This window comes from Rheinheimera metallidurans (genome assembly GCF_036983985.1).
Classification (GTDB): domain Bacteria; phylum Pseudomonadota; class Gammaproteobacteria; order Enterobacterales; family Alteromonadaceae; genus Alishewanella; species Alishewanella metallidurans.
Window position 1 is genome coordinate 874216 of the sequence record NZ_JALAHQ010000001.1, and the last position, 17021, is coordinate 891236.

Annotated in this window: 14 protein-coding genes; 11 read left to right on the top strand and 3 right to left on the bottom strand. The window is 44.2% G+C overall.

What is annotated here, in order from left to right; translation table 11 throughout:
* Positions 1-13 precede the first annotated feature (13 nt).
* Positions 14-1753, bottom strand: coding sequence for a collagenase (locus MN199_RS04190; RefSeq protein ID WP_335738504.1), 1740 nt, complete (start codon positions 1751-1753; stop codon positions 14-16).
* A gap of 91 nt (positions 1754-1844) precedes the next feature.
* On the bottom strand, positions 1845-4817 hold the full coding sequence (locus tag MN199_RS04195; protein ID WP_335738505.1) for a TonB-dependent receptor: 2973 nt from the start codon (positions 4815-4817) through the stop codon (positions 1845-1847).
* Between the two features lie 236 nt (positions 4818-5053).
* Here MN199_RS04195 and MN199_RS04200 point away from each other — a divergent pair, with 236 nt between their 5' ends.
* From MN199_RS04200 to MN199_RS04235, 8 genes are all read left to right on the top strand, one after another.
* Positions 5054-6250 (top strand): M24 family metallopeptidase, encoded by a 1197-nt coding sequence (locus tag MN199_RS04200; RefSeq protein ID WP_335738506.1) that lies wholly within the window; start codon positions 5054-5056, stop codon positions 6248-6250.
* A 93-nt stretch (positions 6251-6343) separates the two neighbouring features.
* Positions 6344-6595 (top strand): hypothetical protein, encoded by a 252-nt coding sequence (locus MN199_RS04205; RefSeq protein ID WP_335738507.1) that lies wholly within the window; start codon positions 6344-6346, stop codon positions 6593-6595.
* A gap of 112 nt (positions 6596-6707) precedes the next feature.
* The gene (locus MN199_RS04210; protein ID WP_335738508.1) at positions 6708-8633 is read left to right on the top strand and encodes an ATP-dependent DNA helicase; all 1926 of its coding nucleotides are present in this window, start codon (positions 6708-6710) and stop codon (positions 8631-8633) included.
* 3 nt (positions 8634-8636) lie between these two features.
* Positions 8637-9329, top strand: coding sequence for a tRNA (adenosine(37)-N6)-threonylcarbamoyltransferase complex dimerization subunit type 1 TsaB (gene tsaB, locus MN199_RS04215; RefSeq protein WP_335738509.1), 693 nt, complete (start codon positions 8637-8639; stop codon positions 9327-9329).
* Positions 9330-9390: 61 nt separating this feature from the next.
* Entirely contained in the window at positions 9391-9690 is a 300-nt protein-coding gene (locus tag MN199_RS04220) for a hypothetical protein (protein WP_335738510.1), read from the top strand.
* A gap of 62 nt (positions 9691-9752) precedes the next feature.
* Positions 9753-10493, top strand: a complete 741-nt coding sequence (locus MN199_RS04225) for an SDR family NAD(P)-dependent oxidoreductase (protein WP_335738511.1) — start codon at positions 9753-9755, stop codon at positions 10491-10493.
* Positions 10490-10990, top strand: coding sequence for a DUF2878 domain-containing protein (locus MN199_RS04230; RefSeq protein ID WP_335738512.1), 501 nt, complete (start codon positions 10490-10492; stop codon positions 10988-10990). Before MN199_RS04225 ends, MN199_RS04230 begins: the two co-directional genes overlap by 4 nt.
* The gene (locus MN199_RS04235) at positions 10974-11483 is read left to right on the top strand and encodes a chalcone isomerase family protein (RefSeq protein ID WP_335738513.1); all 510 of its coding nucleotides are present in this window, start codon (positions 10974-10976) and stop codon (positions 11481-11483) included. The genes MN199_RS04230 and MN199_RS04235 overlap by 17 nt, the downstream gene beginning before the upstream one ends.
* Before the next feature lie 12 nt (positions 11484-11495).
* Here MN199_RS04235 and MN199_RS04240 read toward each other — a convergent pair whose 3' ends face one another.
* Entirely contained in the window at positions 11496-12794 is a 1299-nt protein-coding gene (locus MN199_RS04240; protein ID WP_132582697.1) for an alkaline phosphatase, read from the bottom strand.
* A 251-nt stretch (positions 12795-13045) separates the two neighbouring features.
* On the opposite strand from MN199_RS04240, the gene MN199_RS04245 reads away from it, so the two are divergent.
* The 3 genes from MN199_RS04245 (at position 13046) to rnd (ending at position 16926) form a co-directional block, all read left to right on the top strand.
* Positions 13046-13897, top strand: a complete 852-nt coding sequence (locus MN199_RS04245; RefSeq protein ID WP_335738514.1) for a class I SAM-dependent methyltransferase — start codon at positions 13046-13048, stop codon at positions 13895-13897.
* Positions 13898-14061: 164 nt separating this feature from the next.
* Positions 14062-15717, top strand: coding sequence for a long-chain-fatty-acid--CoA ligase FadD (fadD, locus tag MN199_RS04250; RefSeq protein ID WP_335738515.1), 1656 nt, complete (start codon positions 14062-14064; stop codon positions 15715-15717).
* Positions 15718-15792: 75 nt separating this feature from the next.
* Positions 15793-16926 (top strand): ribonuclease D, encoded by a 1134-nt coding sequence (rnd, locus tag MN199_RS04255; RefSeq protein WP_335738516.1) that lies wholly within the window; start codon positions 15793-15795, stop codon positions 16924-16926.
* Positions 16927-17021 lie beyond the last annotated feature (95 nt).

Below are 17021 nucleotides of genomic sequence, written 5' to 3' on the forward strand. Positions count from 1 at the left end.
TTAATGCCCACATTTATTCTGTTTGGTGTAGTAAATGGAAATGCGCTTCGTTTACGATTAAATGCTCGGGATGCAAATAGCGTCGGTATAGATAACGGCCTAAAGGCTGACTTGTATGCTGCGGCTTGTTGGTTGGCAGTTGTTTTATTTGCAGCAAAAATTGTTTAAAGCCGGCTTGTTCGGTTTTTTCTAGTTTATGTAAAGCATCTAAGTAGCCAGCAAAAAAATCTTGCTTTAATAATGTCGCTAATTGCTTTAAAGCATCAGGTTTATGCTGTTGTAAATAGCGCCATGCAAAGTAAGACCAACGATAAATCATATCGACACCATCGTTGTAGGTGCTAGCAAAAATTTGCTCAAGCGAGGGTAAGTCGCTAGCTGCAGTTTTGTGTAGCATGGCTATGGCCTGTGGGTTATCAGTTGGCTGTGAAAGTAGCTCTGCCATACCTTCTGCCCACCACACACTGTGGCTAGGTGTATGGCCAAAAGGCCCATAGTTAACAAAGCGACCATCTAGATAATGAATGTATTCATGTTCAAGATTCCAAACGGCGAAAGGACTCGGTTGCCAATAGCGTTGAAACGAAAAAAATCGAGCTTGGTTATCAGGATCAGCAGGTGTTCCTTCTATGTACATGCCGCCGTTGTTGGTATTAATGTTAAAATATAAACCGCCGTAATAATTGTAGTCGCTGTAGTTATCAAAAATAACCACCTCCAAGGTGTTATTAAAATCGTTAGCGACAGGTTGATGTTGGGTAGCCAATAGTTGATGAAAATGCTGCTCTTGCGCCATCATTTGTTGACAGCTATTGATAAGCTGGCTAGGGCTAATCGTTTTCGCTCGGATCACTAATTCATCATGGCAGACATGGCGTAGTGGTAGTGCGTCAGTAATGTTTGGCTGCAGGCAATGTTCGGCAAAATCTAGCTCGCATTGTTCACGAACACGAAATGAATTCGCTAGATAGTGATTAAATAGCTGTTTATATAAGTTATCTTTTAAGGCAGTGTGTTGTCGCAGTGCGGTTAATACTTGGCTATCTAATTGTTTCTGCGCCGGTTCATCTAATAAAATATGAATATAGGCCAGCGCCCAGACAATATGGTCAAGTTGCCAGTCGTTATTTTGCGGAATTAAATCAAGCAAGGTGTTAATTAGCTCGGTGTTGCTACTAATAGCTTGTTTTAGGTCGGTTGTTGCTCTTGCAGAATAGGCCGTGAATGCTAGGCTGCGAATGGCTTCCCACCAGCTATAGTGCTGTTGTAATTCATTACTTAATGGGCTTTGTAATATTGGCAACAAGGCTTTTGACTGGTTTGGCCAATAGCTAACTAAACTGGGATTAGCATAAAAGCGGTAAAGTAAAACGGCATAGTGTTCTTGCAGGCGCCATCCAGTTTTAGTATTAAAAATAGCGGTTTGAGCTAGCTGCTCCAGAAACTGGTGCAGTTTAAGTAATGATTGTTTATTTAGTTCACTGGTATCACCATAGTAAGAAAAATACCGAAAAAACTGCAATGGTTGGTCTAATTTTTCAACGAAACTAGTATTTTGTTGCTGGCTTAATAACAGTGTGAGTTGTTCTATATTGCTATTAAAAGATTGTTGAGTATATCGGCTTGGTTGTTGCCACGTTGCGGCTGGAATCGGTTTGGTTTTTTCTACGTTTGGTGCAGTACTGGCGACACTAAGTGTGCTAACCGGCAACAAACAGCTAAGTAGTAGTATAGCCGAAGCGGCAATCTTCATACGGTGCTCCTAAAGCAGCGATAAAAAAAGCTTCCGCTTGCGCGGAAGCAAATAGTGCAGTTATGTCGTCATCATAACTAAGTAGGGTAGATTAAAATTCATAGCGCAAAGTTAATGAAACACTACGCTCTGCTTGCAACGCACTAGCCACACCCCAATTTGGGTTTTCTATATAGCCGTTTGGCGTAGAGAGTTGATTAGCCTGGTTCACTGCAATAGGTGTGTTGAAGTTAAACAGGTTATAAACCGTTGCTTTAACATTAAACTGCTGGCCGGCAATGGTGGTGCGGTAGTTTAACGAGGCATCGAACTCGTAAAACCAATCAAGCGTACCGGCACTGCCACGTGGCGCAGGGTTGCCTTGCCAGTCGTAGAAATACAAGTTGTCTTGGTAATAGTTGCCACTACAATCTCGCCAAATACTTTCAGCGCTGCAGCTGTCTACACCTAGCGGGTGATGTAAACTTAGTTTATTTTTTGGCTGACCTGACGATGCTCTGGCTACTACGCCAACTGACCAGCTATCATTGATGTCATAAATACCACTAAATTTGAACGCATGCCGGCGATCGTTGGGTAAGTTACCTGCGGCATAATCCATAAAATCGCCGTAGTCATAGCCGGCAGTCCAACCCGGATCAGCCTGACCATTATCAGATTTTACTAAGCCCTCAGTATTACCCCAACTGTGCGACCAAACGTAAGAGGCATTCAGCCCAAGGCTATCAAATACTCTGCCTTCTAGGCTAAATTCCCAAGCTAAATATTTTCGGCTAGCAGCCGGTAGCTCCATGTCAGCAGCAGGCACATAGATATGATCAATTTGACCATTACCGCTAGCATCATAATTTAACTCAAGGGCTCGTCCGGGGTTAATTAAGATCCAAGAATCTGGATAATTTACAATACTAGTTCCGGTTTGTTCGCCCCATTTGTTAATAATTGGCACTGGGTCAACATCGTCGATAGAGGTTTTAAGATCGCGGTAAATCAATCTAGCACTAGCCGTTAGTTTTTCGCTAACCTGTTGCTCATAACCTAGTGTAAATTCGTCAGAATACATGGCCTTTAAATTGGCCGAGCCTAACGTCGCGGGATCTGCATAGCCACCACCTGCTTGAGTAATATGCGTATGCAGTAGCTGGCCGCGGCTAGGTGAGCCATCTGCCGAAATAACTGGAATGCCATTATCTAGCTGTGCAGTTTGGTATATATAAGAAACATCGCTTTGGCCACTGGCTAAACGAATATTCATATTACTAGGAATAGGCTGATAGTAACGGCCAAAAGTACCGTATACTTTGCTTATACCCGTGCTTGTTGGGTCCCAAATTAATTGCAAACGCGGTGCAATTTGGTTATCTAAATCTAAGTAAACTTCGCCACCGGTGGTGGTGTTTTCAAAGCTACCGTAACGCACACCGGCATTTAGCACTAGATTATCGTTAATATTCCAGCTGTCCTGAATATAAAACGCGAGTGAATTAACTTCGCTGGTGCCATCGCTTGCACGAACTCGTTGCCGTACATAGTTACCTGGTGCTACGCCGTAAGCATTGGTAGCACTATAAGATTCGTAATACCACCAACCGCGGGCATCGCCTACGCCGTTTTGCGTTTCGTTGTAGTTAACTTTTAGTTTTTCACTATCCATCCCAAACTGAATGGTATGGTTATCAAGTAGCCAAGTTACGTCTAAACGCAGCTGGTCACGTGTATATTCTTCATAAGTAATATTAGAATCAGTCCACTGACCAAGACGCTGGCCGGTGGCCGGTAAAACCGAGTTCCAAATTCCTGGTAGGGTATTTGACGGCACTGGATTACGGGAGTCTTTAACTCGGCCATAGGTAGCAGCTAGCGATAAGTCATCGGTTATAAAACCCTGATAGCGAGCTGAGTACATTTTGCCGCCGGTTTCACTAACCGTACGACCAATGTTATTACCTTGGCCTGCTGTAGTATCCCAGTTAAAGTTTTCATAATTGTTATCAACGCTATTATCTAGTGCCGTAGCGGTTAACGTGTGCTCATCAGTAATGCGCCAGTCTAGATTAACAAACCAGCGGTTTTTTTTCTGAGTAAACTCAGTAAACTGGGTATTTACACTATTTATATATTGCGACTTATAGCGGGTCGGGTTAAACAACGCATAGTAAAATAGTTTGTCTTGCACTAGTGCACCAGCAGCCCACACGTTAGCATCGGTATAGCTTTTTTCAAATTGCTCGTTATTAATTGCTACGGTACCGTCGTTATTAAGCACAGTGTCATGGGCAAAGTGTAACGCGCTAGGGTCAAGCCGTATTTGTGCACCAGCACGAAAATCATTATTACCTGATTTGGATACGGCATTTACTACACCACCAATAAAGCGGTCATATTCAGCGGAAATACCACCCGTTTTTACTTGAGTTTGCGCCACAACTTCCCACGGTAGCTCTATAGACCCCATGCCTCTGCGTAGCTCAGTAATATTAATACCGTTAAGAAAGTAGCCGTTTTCAGCAGCTGAGCCACCACCAAAACTAGAAGGACCGAAGGCTGAACTGCGAGTAACGCCTGGAGTTAGTAAGGCGATACTTTCAAACCCAGTACTTACGGGTAGTAGCTCTAGCTTTTCTGAATTAAAGGTTAAGCCCGCGGTAGAGTCAGACGTATCAACACGTTTTAGCATTGAACTGACTACAGCAATACGCTCAATTTTTTCGCCGCTGGTTAATACTGGAGCAAATACTTCTGCTTGGCCCAAGCTAATAGTCAGCTTATAGTCATCAATCATCGTGGTACCGTTTTGTATTACGGTAACCTGATACTCACCTACTGGAAGTGCTCGCAACACATACTCACCTTTATTGTTGGTTTGTACGTTGCGAGTAAAACCTTGGCCTAAATGGCGCAAATTAATACTAATGTTTTCTAATTGCTGACCGGTTTCAGAGGTAACAACCCCTCTAAGTAAACCGGTTGTATTATCCTGTGCCATTGCTGGAGTTGTTGTTAAAGCCAGCGCCAACGAACTGGCCAGTAGTGACAGCTTTAGTGCTTTTGTTCCTGTATTCATGCTACTGTTCTCTTGTTATATAATATTAAGTATATTGTATACCGTTTAAGGCGAATCATAGTAGAGCAAAAAATACACGCTTGTAAAGTGTTTGGATTAAGTATGTGCGACTGTGTAACATGATCAGCCCTTGCCAGAGACTAGTGACAGTCGGTTATACTCAGCTGATGATGGCTAATTGACAGCCTTTTACGCCTTAAGTGAGCAAATTTTCTTTATTCGAGCGGAGAGTAAATATGAGCGGACAAATTGGCGGAACTAGTGCTTTAGCAGCACTGGCGCAGTTAAGTGATATGACCACGGGTGTTGGCCCGATAACGCAGCAAGAGTTTCAGCAACGGTTGGCAAAGGCCGTGCAATTAATGCAGCAGCAAAAACTGGACGCGATATTACTCACGGCAGGTACCAGCTTATATTATTTTACTGGTTTACGTTGGTACGCTAGTGAGCGTTTAGTGGCGGCGTTATTGCTGGCTAATGGCAGTTTGCAGTACATAATTCCTGAATTTGAGCGCGGTACAATAGCGCCGCAGTTGGTAATGGCCGGTGAACTGCATGGTTGGCAAGAACACGAAAGCCCGTATCAGCTTTGTATCAAGCTATTGCAAGGTAAAACCGCATTGGCGCTAGACGAAAGTGCCACGTTCTTTATTGCTGATGGTTTACTAAAAGCTGAACCGGCGTTGCAGTTGAGCAATGCGTCTAGTGTAACCTCGGCTTGTCGGCGCATTAAATCGACCGCTGAGCTGGCGCTAATGCAGCGCGCAATGGATATGACGCTTGCCGTGCATAAAGCGGTAGCCAGTATACTTTATGCGGGTATTAGCACTAAAGAGGTTGAAGCTTTTATTGATCAGGCACACCGCAAAGTAGGCGCAGTTGATGGCAATTATTTTTGTATCGTCTTGTTTGGTAGTGATACCTCGTATCCGCATGGTGTAGCAAACCCGAAAAATCTAGAGCATGGCGATATGGTGCTTATTGATACCGGCTGTAAACTCAATGGCTATTTGTCGGATATCACCCGCAGTTATGTATTTGGCCAGCCGACGGCAAAACAGCAAGCGGTGTGGCAGCACGAAAAAGCCGCCCAAGCCGCCGCCTTTGCTGCTGCACAGCTGGGTGTGGCTTGTCAGGAAGTTGACCGCGCGGCAAGGAAGTATTTACAGCAACAAGGTTACGGTCCCGAATACCAGTTGCCGGGTTTGCCGCATCGTACTGGCCACGGTATCGGCTTAGACATTCATGAATGGCCCTATTTAGTTGAAGGTAACGAGCAACCGTTGGCTGTTGGTATGTGTTTTAGTAATGAGCCAATGTTAGTGCTACCCGGTGAATTTGGTGTGCGTTTAGAAGACCATTTCTATATGACTGAGCAAGGCCCGCGTTGGTTTACTGAGCCGGCATTAGCTATTGATCAGCCATTTAGATAAAGGTTAACTGGGTTTGGCGTCTGTTAGTGTCTTTTAACATCAAGTTAATATAATGTTGGCCGATAACAAGGCAAAGCATAATAGGAGACGGTAATGGACGCTTTTATGCCCTTTGTACAACGTGTACCTGGTACGCCGGTTGAACCTGAGCCAAAACTGGTCGTACCGGTATTTAAAGAAGCTCGGCTAAGCCCTATTAAGCCCAATGAGCAAAAATACCTTATTTTACGCCGTAAAGCGCGAGCAGGTAATAAAGGTACTGAGCCCTATCCTGACGCACCCTATACCACCCCAGAAGACGAGCAACACGTAGACAGTGAAGGCCGATTAGATATTTTTGTCTGAATTTTTCTCTGGTTCAAGGCATAATAGCGGTCTTGTTTATTCTCGGTAGCTTGCGTGTTGATACTATTTTTACTAAATAATCTAAGGCCTTTAGCCTCTATGCTAAGTTGCTATGCGTAAGCAGGTCAGTTTAGCCTTTGCTCCTGATGGCACCTTAGCAAAGCATATTGCCGGTTTTAATGCCCGCGACGCTCAGCTTGAAATGGCTTTAGCAGTGGCCGACGTTATCGAAACGCCTGGCGCTTTAGTGGTTGAAGCGGGCACCGGCACCGGAAAAACCTACGCCTATTTAGTGCCAGCATTGTTAAGTAATAAAAAAGTAATACTGTCTACAGGTACCAAAAACCTACAAGAGCAATTGTATTTTCGTGACTTGCCAAAGGTAGCTAAAGCCTTAGCTAGTCCGCTGCAGCTGGCTTTGCTAAAAGGTCGTAGTAATTACCTGTGTTTATTTCGTTTAGAGCAGCATTACCATCATGTGCCTATGCCTGATGAGCAGCTGATCCAAGACTTATCGCTAATTAAAAAGTGGTCCGCCGAAACCCAAACCGGTGATATTGGCGAGCTAAGTTATATTGCTGAAGATTCTAAAGCACTGCCTTACGTTACCAGCACTACCGATAACTGCCTAGGCAAAGATTGCCCGGTGTACGAAGACTGTCACTTATTAAAAGCGCGAAAAAAAGCTCAAGCCGCTGACGTAGTTGTGGTAAACCATCATCTGTTTTTTGCCGATTTAGCCCTTAAAGATACCGGCTTTGGCGAGTTATTACCGCAGATGGACGTGGTTATTTTTGATGAGGCCCATCAGCTGCCCGATATTGCCAGTGATTATTTTGGTGACAATGTTTCCAGTCGTTTATTACTCGATATTTGCCGTGATATTGATTTAGCCTGTAAAAGTGAGTTACGTGATCACCCGCAACTTGCTAAAACAGCGGATAAATTAGCTCTGCTGATTAAAGACTGGCGCTTACAATTTTCGAGTGAGCCTAGCCGTGGCAATTGGCGCGAAGCCTATCAGCAAGCCAGTATGCAAACCGCGGTTAACCGGGTTAGCGAAGCTATAGATATGCTGTATTTGGTAGTTAAAAGTAGCTTAGGTCGCAGCGAACTGGTCGATAACGCCTTTGAACGGCTGGCGCTGGCTAAAATACGATTAATCAAGTTACTTGATATGCAGCAAAGTGGCGTAAGTTTATGGTTTGAAACCACGCGCTTACAAGTAAGTTTACATTTAACGCCGTTGAGTATTGCTGATAAATTTCGTGACATTGTGGCCGCCGAGCAGCGCAGTTGGATCTTTACCTCAGCTACCTTGTCGGTAAACAATGGCTTTGGCCACTACACGGCACAGATGGGTTTAAATACGGCACAAACCTTACTGCTAGAAAGTCCGTTTAACTACGCTGAACAAGCCTTATTGTGCGTGCCGCGCTATTTAAGTGAGCCGCACGAACAGACTATGACAGGGCAGCTACTGCAAATTGCGGTACGCTTAATTGAAGCTAATAATGGTCGCTGTTTCTTTTTATTTACTAGCCATCGTATGTTGCAGTTGGTGGCAAAACAATTACCAGACTTGGTACGTCAACCGGTGTTGGTGCAAGGCAGCACCGGTAAACGTTTATTGCTTGAGCAGTTTGTTACACTTGATAACGCAGTTTTATTGGGTACCGGCAGCTTTTGGGAAGGCGTAGATGTGCGTGGTGATACCCTAAGCTGCGTTATTATTGATAAACTGCCGTTTGCGTCACCGGATGAGCCGCTGTTGCAAGCGCGTAGTGAAGATTGTGCTATGCGTGGCGAAGACCCGTTCGCACAAGTGCAGCTGCCACAAGCGGTTATTACACTAAAACAGGGCGTAGGCCGCCTAATTCGTGATGTAACCGATCGTGGCGTAATGGTTATTTGTGATAATCGTTTAGTTACTAAGCCCTATGGCGAAGTGTTTTTAACCAGTTTGCCGCCAATGCGCCGCACTCGCTCGCTCGATGAAGCGGTCGCTTTTTTACTACAAAATAAACGGGACAATTAAGTGATGCACACAGGGTTAAAGTTACTGGCTTTAGACACGTCAACGGAAGCTTGCTCGGTAGCACTGCAACTTGGCAGCGAGATATTAACCCTTGATGAAGTCTGCCCACAGCAGCATAGCAAGCGCGTATTACCTATGGTGCAGCAATTGTTAAGTGAAGCTGGTGTTAGTTTGCAGCAGCTTGATGGTATTGTGTTCGGCCGTGGCCCTGGCAGTTTTACTGGCGTGCGTATTGGCGTGGGTGTAACTCAGGGGCTAGCCTTTGGTGCTAATTTACCGGTATATGGTGTGTCAACGTTAGCGGCCATGGCACAGGCAGCGTATAGATTACATAATGCCACGCAGGTTATTGCTGCTATTGATGCGCGGATGGCCGAAGTGTATATCGCCAGCTTTGCGTTAAAAGACGGTGTAATGGTGGCAACCAGTGATGAGTTAGCGCTAAAGCCGCAGCTAGCACGTGCGTTTAATGTAACGGGTAATGTGATGGCCGTCGGCACCGGTTGGCAAACTTATACTGAACAGTTACTAGCGTTACACGCGGCGACAATGAGCGATATTTTATATCCGTCAGCGCAAGATATGCTAATTCTAGCGCAGAACGCTTATAAAGCAGGGCAATTTGTTGATGCCGAACAGGCCGAGCCGGTGTATGTGCGAGATGAAGTTACTTGGCAAAAATTACCGGGTAGATAAAATACTTGGCTAATAAAGCATTCCGGTTATACTAACCACAGGTATGTTAGGTGATGATGCTATGACCCTAAATGTAAATCAGAGTTTGAATGCGACTAGCGTTGCCAGCGTTTTTGTTGGTAATGAGCCTCGTCGTGCGCCGCAGCGCAGCGAACAAACCACTGAATTACCTCAAGGTCGTGGCGTACGTGCCAGTTCAGACGTAGTTAACAAACTTGATGATGAACGACGTCAGCGTTTTAATTTTAATGACAATACCAGCCGCCGCGGTCAACAGGCGGTAGCCGCTTATCAAAGTTTGGCTAATGAACAGCGCCGTAGCGAAGTTCAATCTATGCTCGGCGTCAATCTTTACGCCTAAATAAATCCAATCGCTGTTTCTTAACGTAACCCTAACAATCATATATTGCTTTGGGGGCTGTTATGGCATCTACTTGTTTAATTACTGGCGCCAGTTCTGGTATCGGCCGTGCATTAGCATTGCATTATGCAGCTAATGGCTGGACGGTATATGCAGTTGCGCGTTCAAAAGATAAGCTAGCAGAGCTGGCTAAAACCGCTAATATTCGCCCGTTAGTGTTAGATCTTACCGATCATATCGCGATGAGTGGCGTAGCCCAGCAGTTAATTAATGCCGGTGTAGTATTGGATTTAGTGCTGCTAAATGCTGGAACCTGCGAATATGTTGACGCGAACAATTTAGACTTAGCGGCGTTTGAGCGCACTTTTGCTATTAATTTTCATGCGGTAGTGGCGGCAACAAAGTATTTTATGCCATTACTTAGTGCATCGTTAACGCCACAATTGGCCATTGTTAGTTCTATGGCGCACTTTTTTCCGTTTACTCAATCTCAAGCCTATGGTGCTAGTAAAGCAGCCGTAAGTTATTTTGCCGACAGTTTACGTGTTGATATTGCCGATAGTGGTATTAGCGTGTGTTTAATTGAACCCGGCTTTGTTGATACACCTTTAACGCAGAAAAATACCTTTGCAATGCCGTTTTTGGTGACACCTGAGCAAGCAGCTATACGAATTTATAATGGTTTAATTAGCGGTAAAAACCGTATTCGTTTTCCACGGCGTTTAAGTATTAGTTTAAAGCTGTTAGCTATGCTGCCCTATAATATGCGCATCAATATGGCAAAACGGCTGAAACAACAATGAGCCATGCATATGGTTTTAGCTGGCGCGCCTTTATTGGTTTTCAGGCTAGTTGGTTCGCTTTAATCTATTGGCAATATTTGGCGTTGTTGCCGGTTGCGTTATATGCCGCTTATGCCATTTGGCGTTTACCAACCAAAGGCCAGCTTGCCGTTATCGCGGTATTTGTTTTGGGTGTAGTCGTTGATAGCCTATTAGTTGCTAGCAATATAATACAGTTTGTTGGCAGTAATGGTTTGCCGCTGTGGTTTGTGCTGATTTGGCTGGTATTTGCTATTGCTGCGGTTGAATTTATGGCGGCAATGCTAAAGCCCATATGGCTAGCGGTGTTATTGGCGGGTGTTGGTGGCCCGTTGTCGTACTTTAGCGGTGCTAAATTAAGCCAGCATTTACTGCTGTTTCCACAAAATGAAATTTCATGGCTGGTGCTAATAGCCGTCTGGTCAGTTATTGGCGTTGTGCTTGGACAAACAAGGAGCTTATATGTACCGGTTAACTAGCGTTGGTTTATTATTTTTGCTGGGTATGTTGTCATTTTCAGCAGTGGCACTACCAGAGTTAAACACTGTGGGGCAGGGCTCGTATCGATATTTATTTTGGCAGCTATACGATGCCAGATTAGCAACACCAAACGGTGAATTTAGTGATTATAAAACCAGCAGCCCTTTATTGTTAGAGCTTGAGTACAAACGAAAAATAGCTAAAGACGATATTATCACAGCTACACTAGAGCAGTGGCAAAAACTAAATAATGTTGCTAAAAGCCAACAAGATAACTGGGTAGTGCAGCTTGGTAAATTGTGGCGCGACGTAGATAAAGGTGACAAGCTTTCTGCATTAATGCAACAAGATGGCAGTGTAGTGTTTTATTTCAATGGTGAAGAAACCGGCAAAGTAACTGACACTGAATTTGGCCCTGCATTTTTTGATATTTGGCTTAGCCCACAGAGCAGTGCGCCCAAACTACGCCGTCAATTAATAACGGCGCAGTAAGGTAGTACGGGTTTATTTAGTTTGCTGAATATACTGAATTAGCTTTTTGGCAATATCAGTATTGTCTTGAAAGCCGGTAAACTCGTCGCGCCATTTGCCGTAGGCTAATACCGCAACATCAGTAGCGGTATGGCCAGAGGTAGTCCAACCGGTGTAGGAATATTTAGCTACTAACTGGTTAGATAGTTTACGCAGCTCAGTTTCGTCTTGTTGTCTGGTGCTAAGTAACGTGGCTTGTTCGGTGTCAGTTAGCTCAATTGAGGTTAACTGTGTCCATAACTCCAGCGCGGCCTTATCTGAATCAGCGTGTTTTAATTGGCTGGCAATGCTGCGGCCAGTGGCTTTAACTTTTTTCACTACATCAGGTAGCCATAAATATTTACCTGCGGCGCCCAATGTCATACCGCCAGTTTCATGATCGGCAGTAATAACTAACAACGTATCAGGATGTGCATCCACATAAGCTTTGGCTACCGCAATGGCTTTAGCAAAATCGTCCATTTCTGCCATCGCGCAGGCAATATCATTGTCATGGCCACACCAATCAATTTGGCTGCCTTCTACCATTAGCACAAAACCTTTTTTCGCCGGTGTTAATAGCGCAAGTGCTTTTTCAGTTAAGGTAGCTAGCTGGCGAGGTTGCTCGGTATTTAATGCTGCCGGCAACGCCGTTTCTGCTAACAATGCCATTGCAGGCATCTTGGTTAAGCTATCCAGTTTTTGCCAGCTATCAGTGTATTGAAACCCCAACTGTTTAAGCTCGGTGATCAAATTTCTATCTTCCCGCACAAAGTAATCAGTACCGCCGCCTAACATAACGTCGGCTACCGGCAGGTCGTTTATACGATAATCGACATACATATCGGCAATTTCATTGTAATTGCGACGGCTTTTGTTATGGGCCAAAAATGCGGCTGGCGTAGCATGGTTTATTTGCGAGCTGGCGACAATGCCATTAGCTTTACCTTGGCGTTTCGCTAACTGCATCATAGTGCCAATTGGAATATGTTGGCGGTTAACCGATATCGCTCCATTGTAACTTTTTTCACCAGTAGCAAGCGCGGTAGCACCTGCAGCAGAGTCGGTTACATAGGTGTCATCATCAGGGTAGGTGCTGGCCATACCTCGCCATAGCTCGTCAAAAATGGTGTTTTCTACCGCTTTGGTGCTGGTGTCGTCATTATAATAGCGATAAGCCGATAGGTAAGTTGGCCCCATGCCATCACCTATCATATAAATAATATTCTTCGGTGCAGCTAGAGTGGCCGTAGGCACAAGTAGCAAACACAACGACAATAAATGTGGGCGCATAGAAATTACCTTATTAGAGCTTGATGTTCTTAATTGCTAGTGTACTTTATAGCGTAACTATGACAAAGCGATGTCGATAAAGCGCTACTTTAGTAAGCTTAATGCTCTATTTGGCATTTATTGCCGAGTAATAGTAAATTAGCGTGCAATGGAACTGAATTAAAACTAAATACTCGAATACAGAATTAATCTGCTTAGCGGCTGAGGGCAGCCGCTAATTGGCAGTATTAGTTATTAGTAAGGCTAGAAGTATGTCAATAATTATTAGAAAAAAGACAATGGTATTATCGTTATTATTTAGCTGCTTAACCAGTTTCCCCAGTTTAGCTTCAGTAAATGATAACGTTGAAGCGTTGACACTGTTTGCTAACTCTGAAGTACGCAGTAGTGAAAATAGACAGCGCAATCTATACCGACATCCTGCTGAAACGCTAGATTTTTTTGGCGTGCAACCACAGATGTCGGTGCTTGAAGTGTGGCCGGGCCACGGTTGGTATACTGAAATACTGGCGCCTTATCTTAAAGATAATGGCAAATTAACCCTAGCGCAGTTTCGCCACAATGATGGTAAATTTAAAAACGAACGCAGTATTTTTTGGGCGCGGGTTAGCCAACATTTGGCGCAACGTATTGCCAATGAAGCAAGCTTTTTTGGTGAACCAACCTTAATAGAATTAGATCCGCCGACATTTTATCCGCCGCAGCATGAACAGTTTGATATGGTGTTAACCTTTCGCAACGCACATATTTGGAATGACGATGGTAATTTGTCAACAACATTGGAAACCTTGTTTCAAGCGCTAAAACCAGGTGGTGTGCTGGGTATGGTGGAACATCGCGCAGCACGCTTATCGGACATTTCTAGCTCGGCAGTAGATGGCTATTTAGATGAGGCTTATGTAATTAAAGTGGCTGAATCTGCAGGTTTTACTTTGGTTGCCACTAGCGAGTTAAATGCAAACCTTAAGGACACGAAAAATTATCCTAAAGGTGTTTATGCCTTGCCACCAACCCTTGCTATGGGGCAGGATAATAAAGCAGCCTATCTGGCTATTGGCGAGAGTGATCGTATGACGCTTAAATTTGTTAAACCTACACGCTAATGCTGCTAATTGTGCAAAATTAATAATTGTGGGATGATTACCGGCTAGAGTAAATGCTCCAATATGCCACCGGGCTATCACCGGGCTATGAAAGTGCAGCTGCAGATTGCATGCCGAGTGTTTCATATATATACAATAATAACCTTAGATAAGAGGAGAAGACGGTGGATAGAGTGTGGTTAAAACGTTACCCGTCAGGTGTACCCGCAGAGATTAATGCCGATTATTTCCCGTCATTATTAGATATTTTCAGCCAAAGCATTGCGCAATATCCGAATAAAACTGCCTTTATTAATATGGGTAAAGGTATTAGTTATCAGGAGCTTGATAAGAAAAGCACCGCGTTTGCAGCCTATTTGCAAACTGAGCTAGGCCTAAAAAAAGGTGACGCCGTTGCCATAATGATGCCTAACCTGCTGCAATATCCTATTGTACTTATGGGGATACTGCGTGCCGGTTGTACCGTAGTTAACGTTAATCCGTTATACACAGCGCGCGAATTGGAGCATCAGCTTAGCGACTCTAAAGCTAAAACCATTATTATTGTCGAAAACTTTGCCCATACCTTAGCGGCTGTTGAAAATAAGCTGCACCTAGAACACGTTATTCTTACTAAGATGGGTGATTGCTTAGGTACGCTTAAAGGTACTGCTGTCAATTTAGTCGTTAAGTACATTAAAAAATTAGTACCTGCATATAAATTAGATAAGTTTGTGCGCTTTAATGACACCTTAGCAAAAGGTGCCACGCTCAGTTACAGCCAGCCCGTTATGCAGGGTAGCGATATTGCCTTTTTGCAATATACCGGCGGTACTACTGGTGTGTCTAAAGGCGCAATGCTAACCCATCGCAATATGGTGGGTAACTTAGAACAAGTTAGTGGTTGCTTAGACACCTTTTTAGAGAAAGGTCACGAGCACGTCGTAACCGCGTTGCCGCTGTACCATATCTTTGCTTTAACGGCTAACTTCTTCACATTCTTCAAATATGGTGGTACTAACCTTTTAATCACTAACCCACGTGATATGCCTGGTTTTGTTAAAGAGCTCAGCAAGTTTCCGTTTACAGCTATTACCGGGGTTAATACCTTATTTAATGGTTTATTAAATACCCCTGGTTTTAAAGATCTTAACTTCTCTACCCTTAGGTTGTCGTTAGGCGGTGGCATGGCAGTGCAACGCCCAGTAGCCGAGCGTTGGCAAAAAACTACCGGTACGCGTTTAGTTGAAGGTTATGGCTTAACAGAGTGTTGCCCTTTAGTTACGGTAAGCCCATACGATTTAGACTCATTTAACGGCAGTATTGGTTTGCCAGCACCATCAACGGATATTCGTTTAGTTGACGAAGCTGGTAATGATGTACCTGCAGGTGAAGCTGGTGAAATGTTAGTCAAGGGACCGCAAGTCATGCTTGGCTACCTAAACCGACCTGAAGAGACTGACAAAGTATTAAAAGACGGCTGGCTTTATACTGGCGATATTGCCCGTATGGACGAACAAGGCTTCTTCTATATTGTTGATCGTAAGAAAGATATGATTTTGGTATCGGGTTTTAACGTTTACCCGAACGAAATTGAAGAAGTGGTTGCAATGAATGAAAAGGTACTTGAAGTTGCCGCGGTTGGCGTACCTAACGAAGCAACTGGTGAAGCGGTTAAATTATTCATTGTGAAAAAGGATCAATCTTTAACCGAAAAAGAAATTATCCAACATTGTCGTGAACAATTAACGGGCTATAAAGTGCCGAAACTGGTAGAATTTCGCACCGAATTGCCTAAAACCAATGTCGGCAAAATTTTACGTCGCGAACTTCGCGGCTAACCGCTTGTACAACAAAAGCCGGCTTAGAAGCCGGCTTTTGTTTGTAAGATAGACAAGAAACAATACAGGTAACAGATGACAGGTTTAATTACTGACAACATCGCGTTGGCAACATATTGTCAGCAAGTCGCTAATAGCAAAGTATTAGCCATGGACACCGAGTTTATTCGTCAAAGTACACTCGCACCCAAATTAGGCCTTATTCAGTTATTTGATGGTCATACCTTGGCATTGGTTGACCCGCTAACCATTTCAGATTGGCAACCGCTGAAGCGGTTAATGTCAGATCAGGGCATCGTTAAGCTATTGCATTCATGTAGCGAAGATATCGAAGCGCTGGCTACTATTGGCGTGTACGACATTGCCCCGTTATTTGATACCCAGTTGGCTGCCGAACTTATTGGCTGGGGCACCAGCATGGGCTATGCGCGCTTGGTTGAGCAACTAAGCGGAGAAGTACTAGACAAAAGTGAATCGCGTACCGACTGGTTAGCACGGCCTTTAGCCGAAACCCAGTTAATTTATGCCGCCAACGATGTACACTTTTTATTTCCGTTGTACGAAAAGTTATTAAGTCATATGTCAGAGTTGCAGCATCAGTTATTGCTGCAAGAAGGCCAGCAGCTGATGCATCGGCGTGAACAACTGCTGCCGCTGGAATACAAATATTTAGAAATAAAAAATAGCTGGCTGTTAACACCAAGAGAGCTGTCGGTGTTACGCGAATTAGCCGGATGGCGTTACCGTTATGCCCAGCAGCGAGATTTAGCACTAGGCTTAATTTTAAAAGATATTCATTTAATCGAGTTAGCTAAACGCCGGCCGGCAACGGCAGAAAGCTTGCTTAACATTCCAGGTATGCCGCCACGTGATGTAAGACGCCACGCCAAGCTATTAGTTGATCTTATTGGCCAAGCTAAAGAGCAACCCATTATTACCTGCCCACAGCGCTTTTATCACGAAGCGCAGTTTCCTGGCTACAAAGAAACCGTTAACGAGCTAACTAAAGCGGTAAAGGTATCGGCCGACGAGCTGGGCATACCCAGTGGCTTTATGTCCGTAAAACGCCAGTTAAACGAATACCTAAACTGGTGCTGGCGCGTATCCGACACCGAACGTCAGCAGCTTCCTATGCCTGAATACCTTAAAGGCTGGCGCGCTGAGTATTTACTGCCATTCCTTCCACGGCCCGAACATATTATTAAGTAAGTTATATCAGCAAAAAAAGTAACAGCGCGTTAACCTGTCTAATTTTTAGATAGGTTAACGCGATTTTATCCTTAAATTATTTTTGATCCCATTAC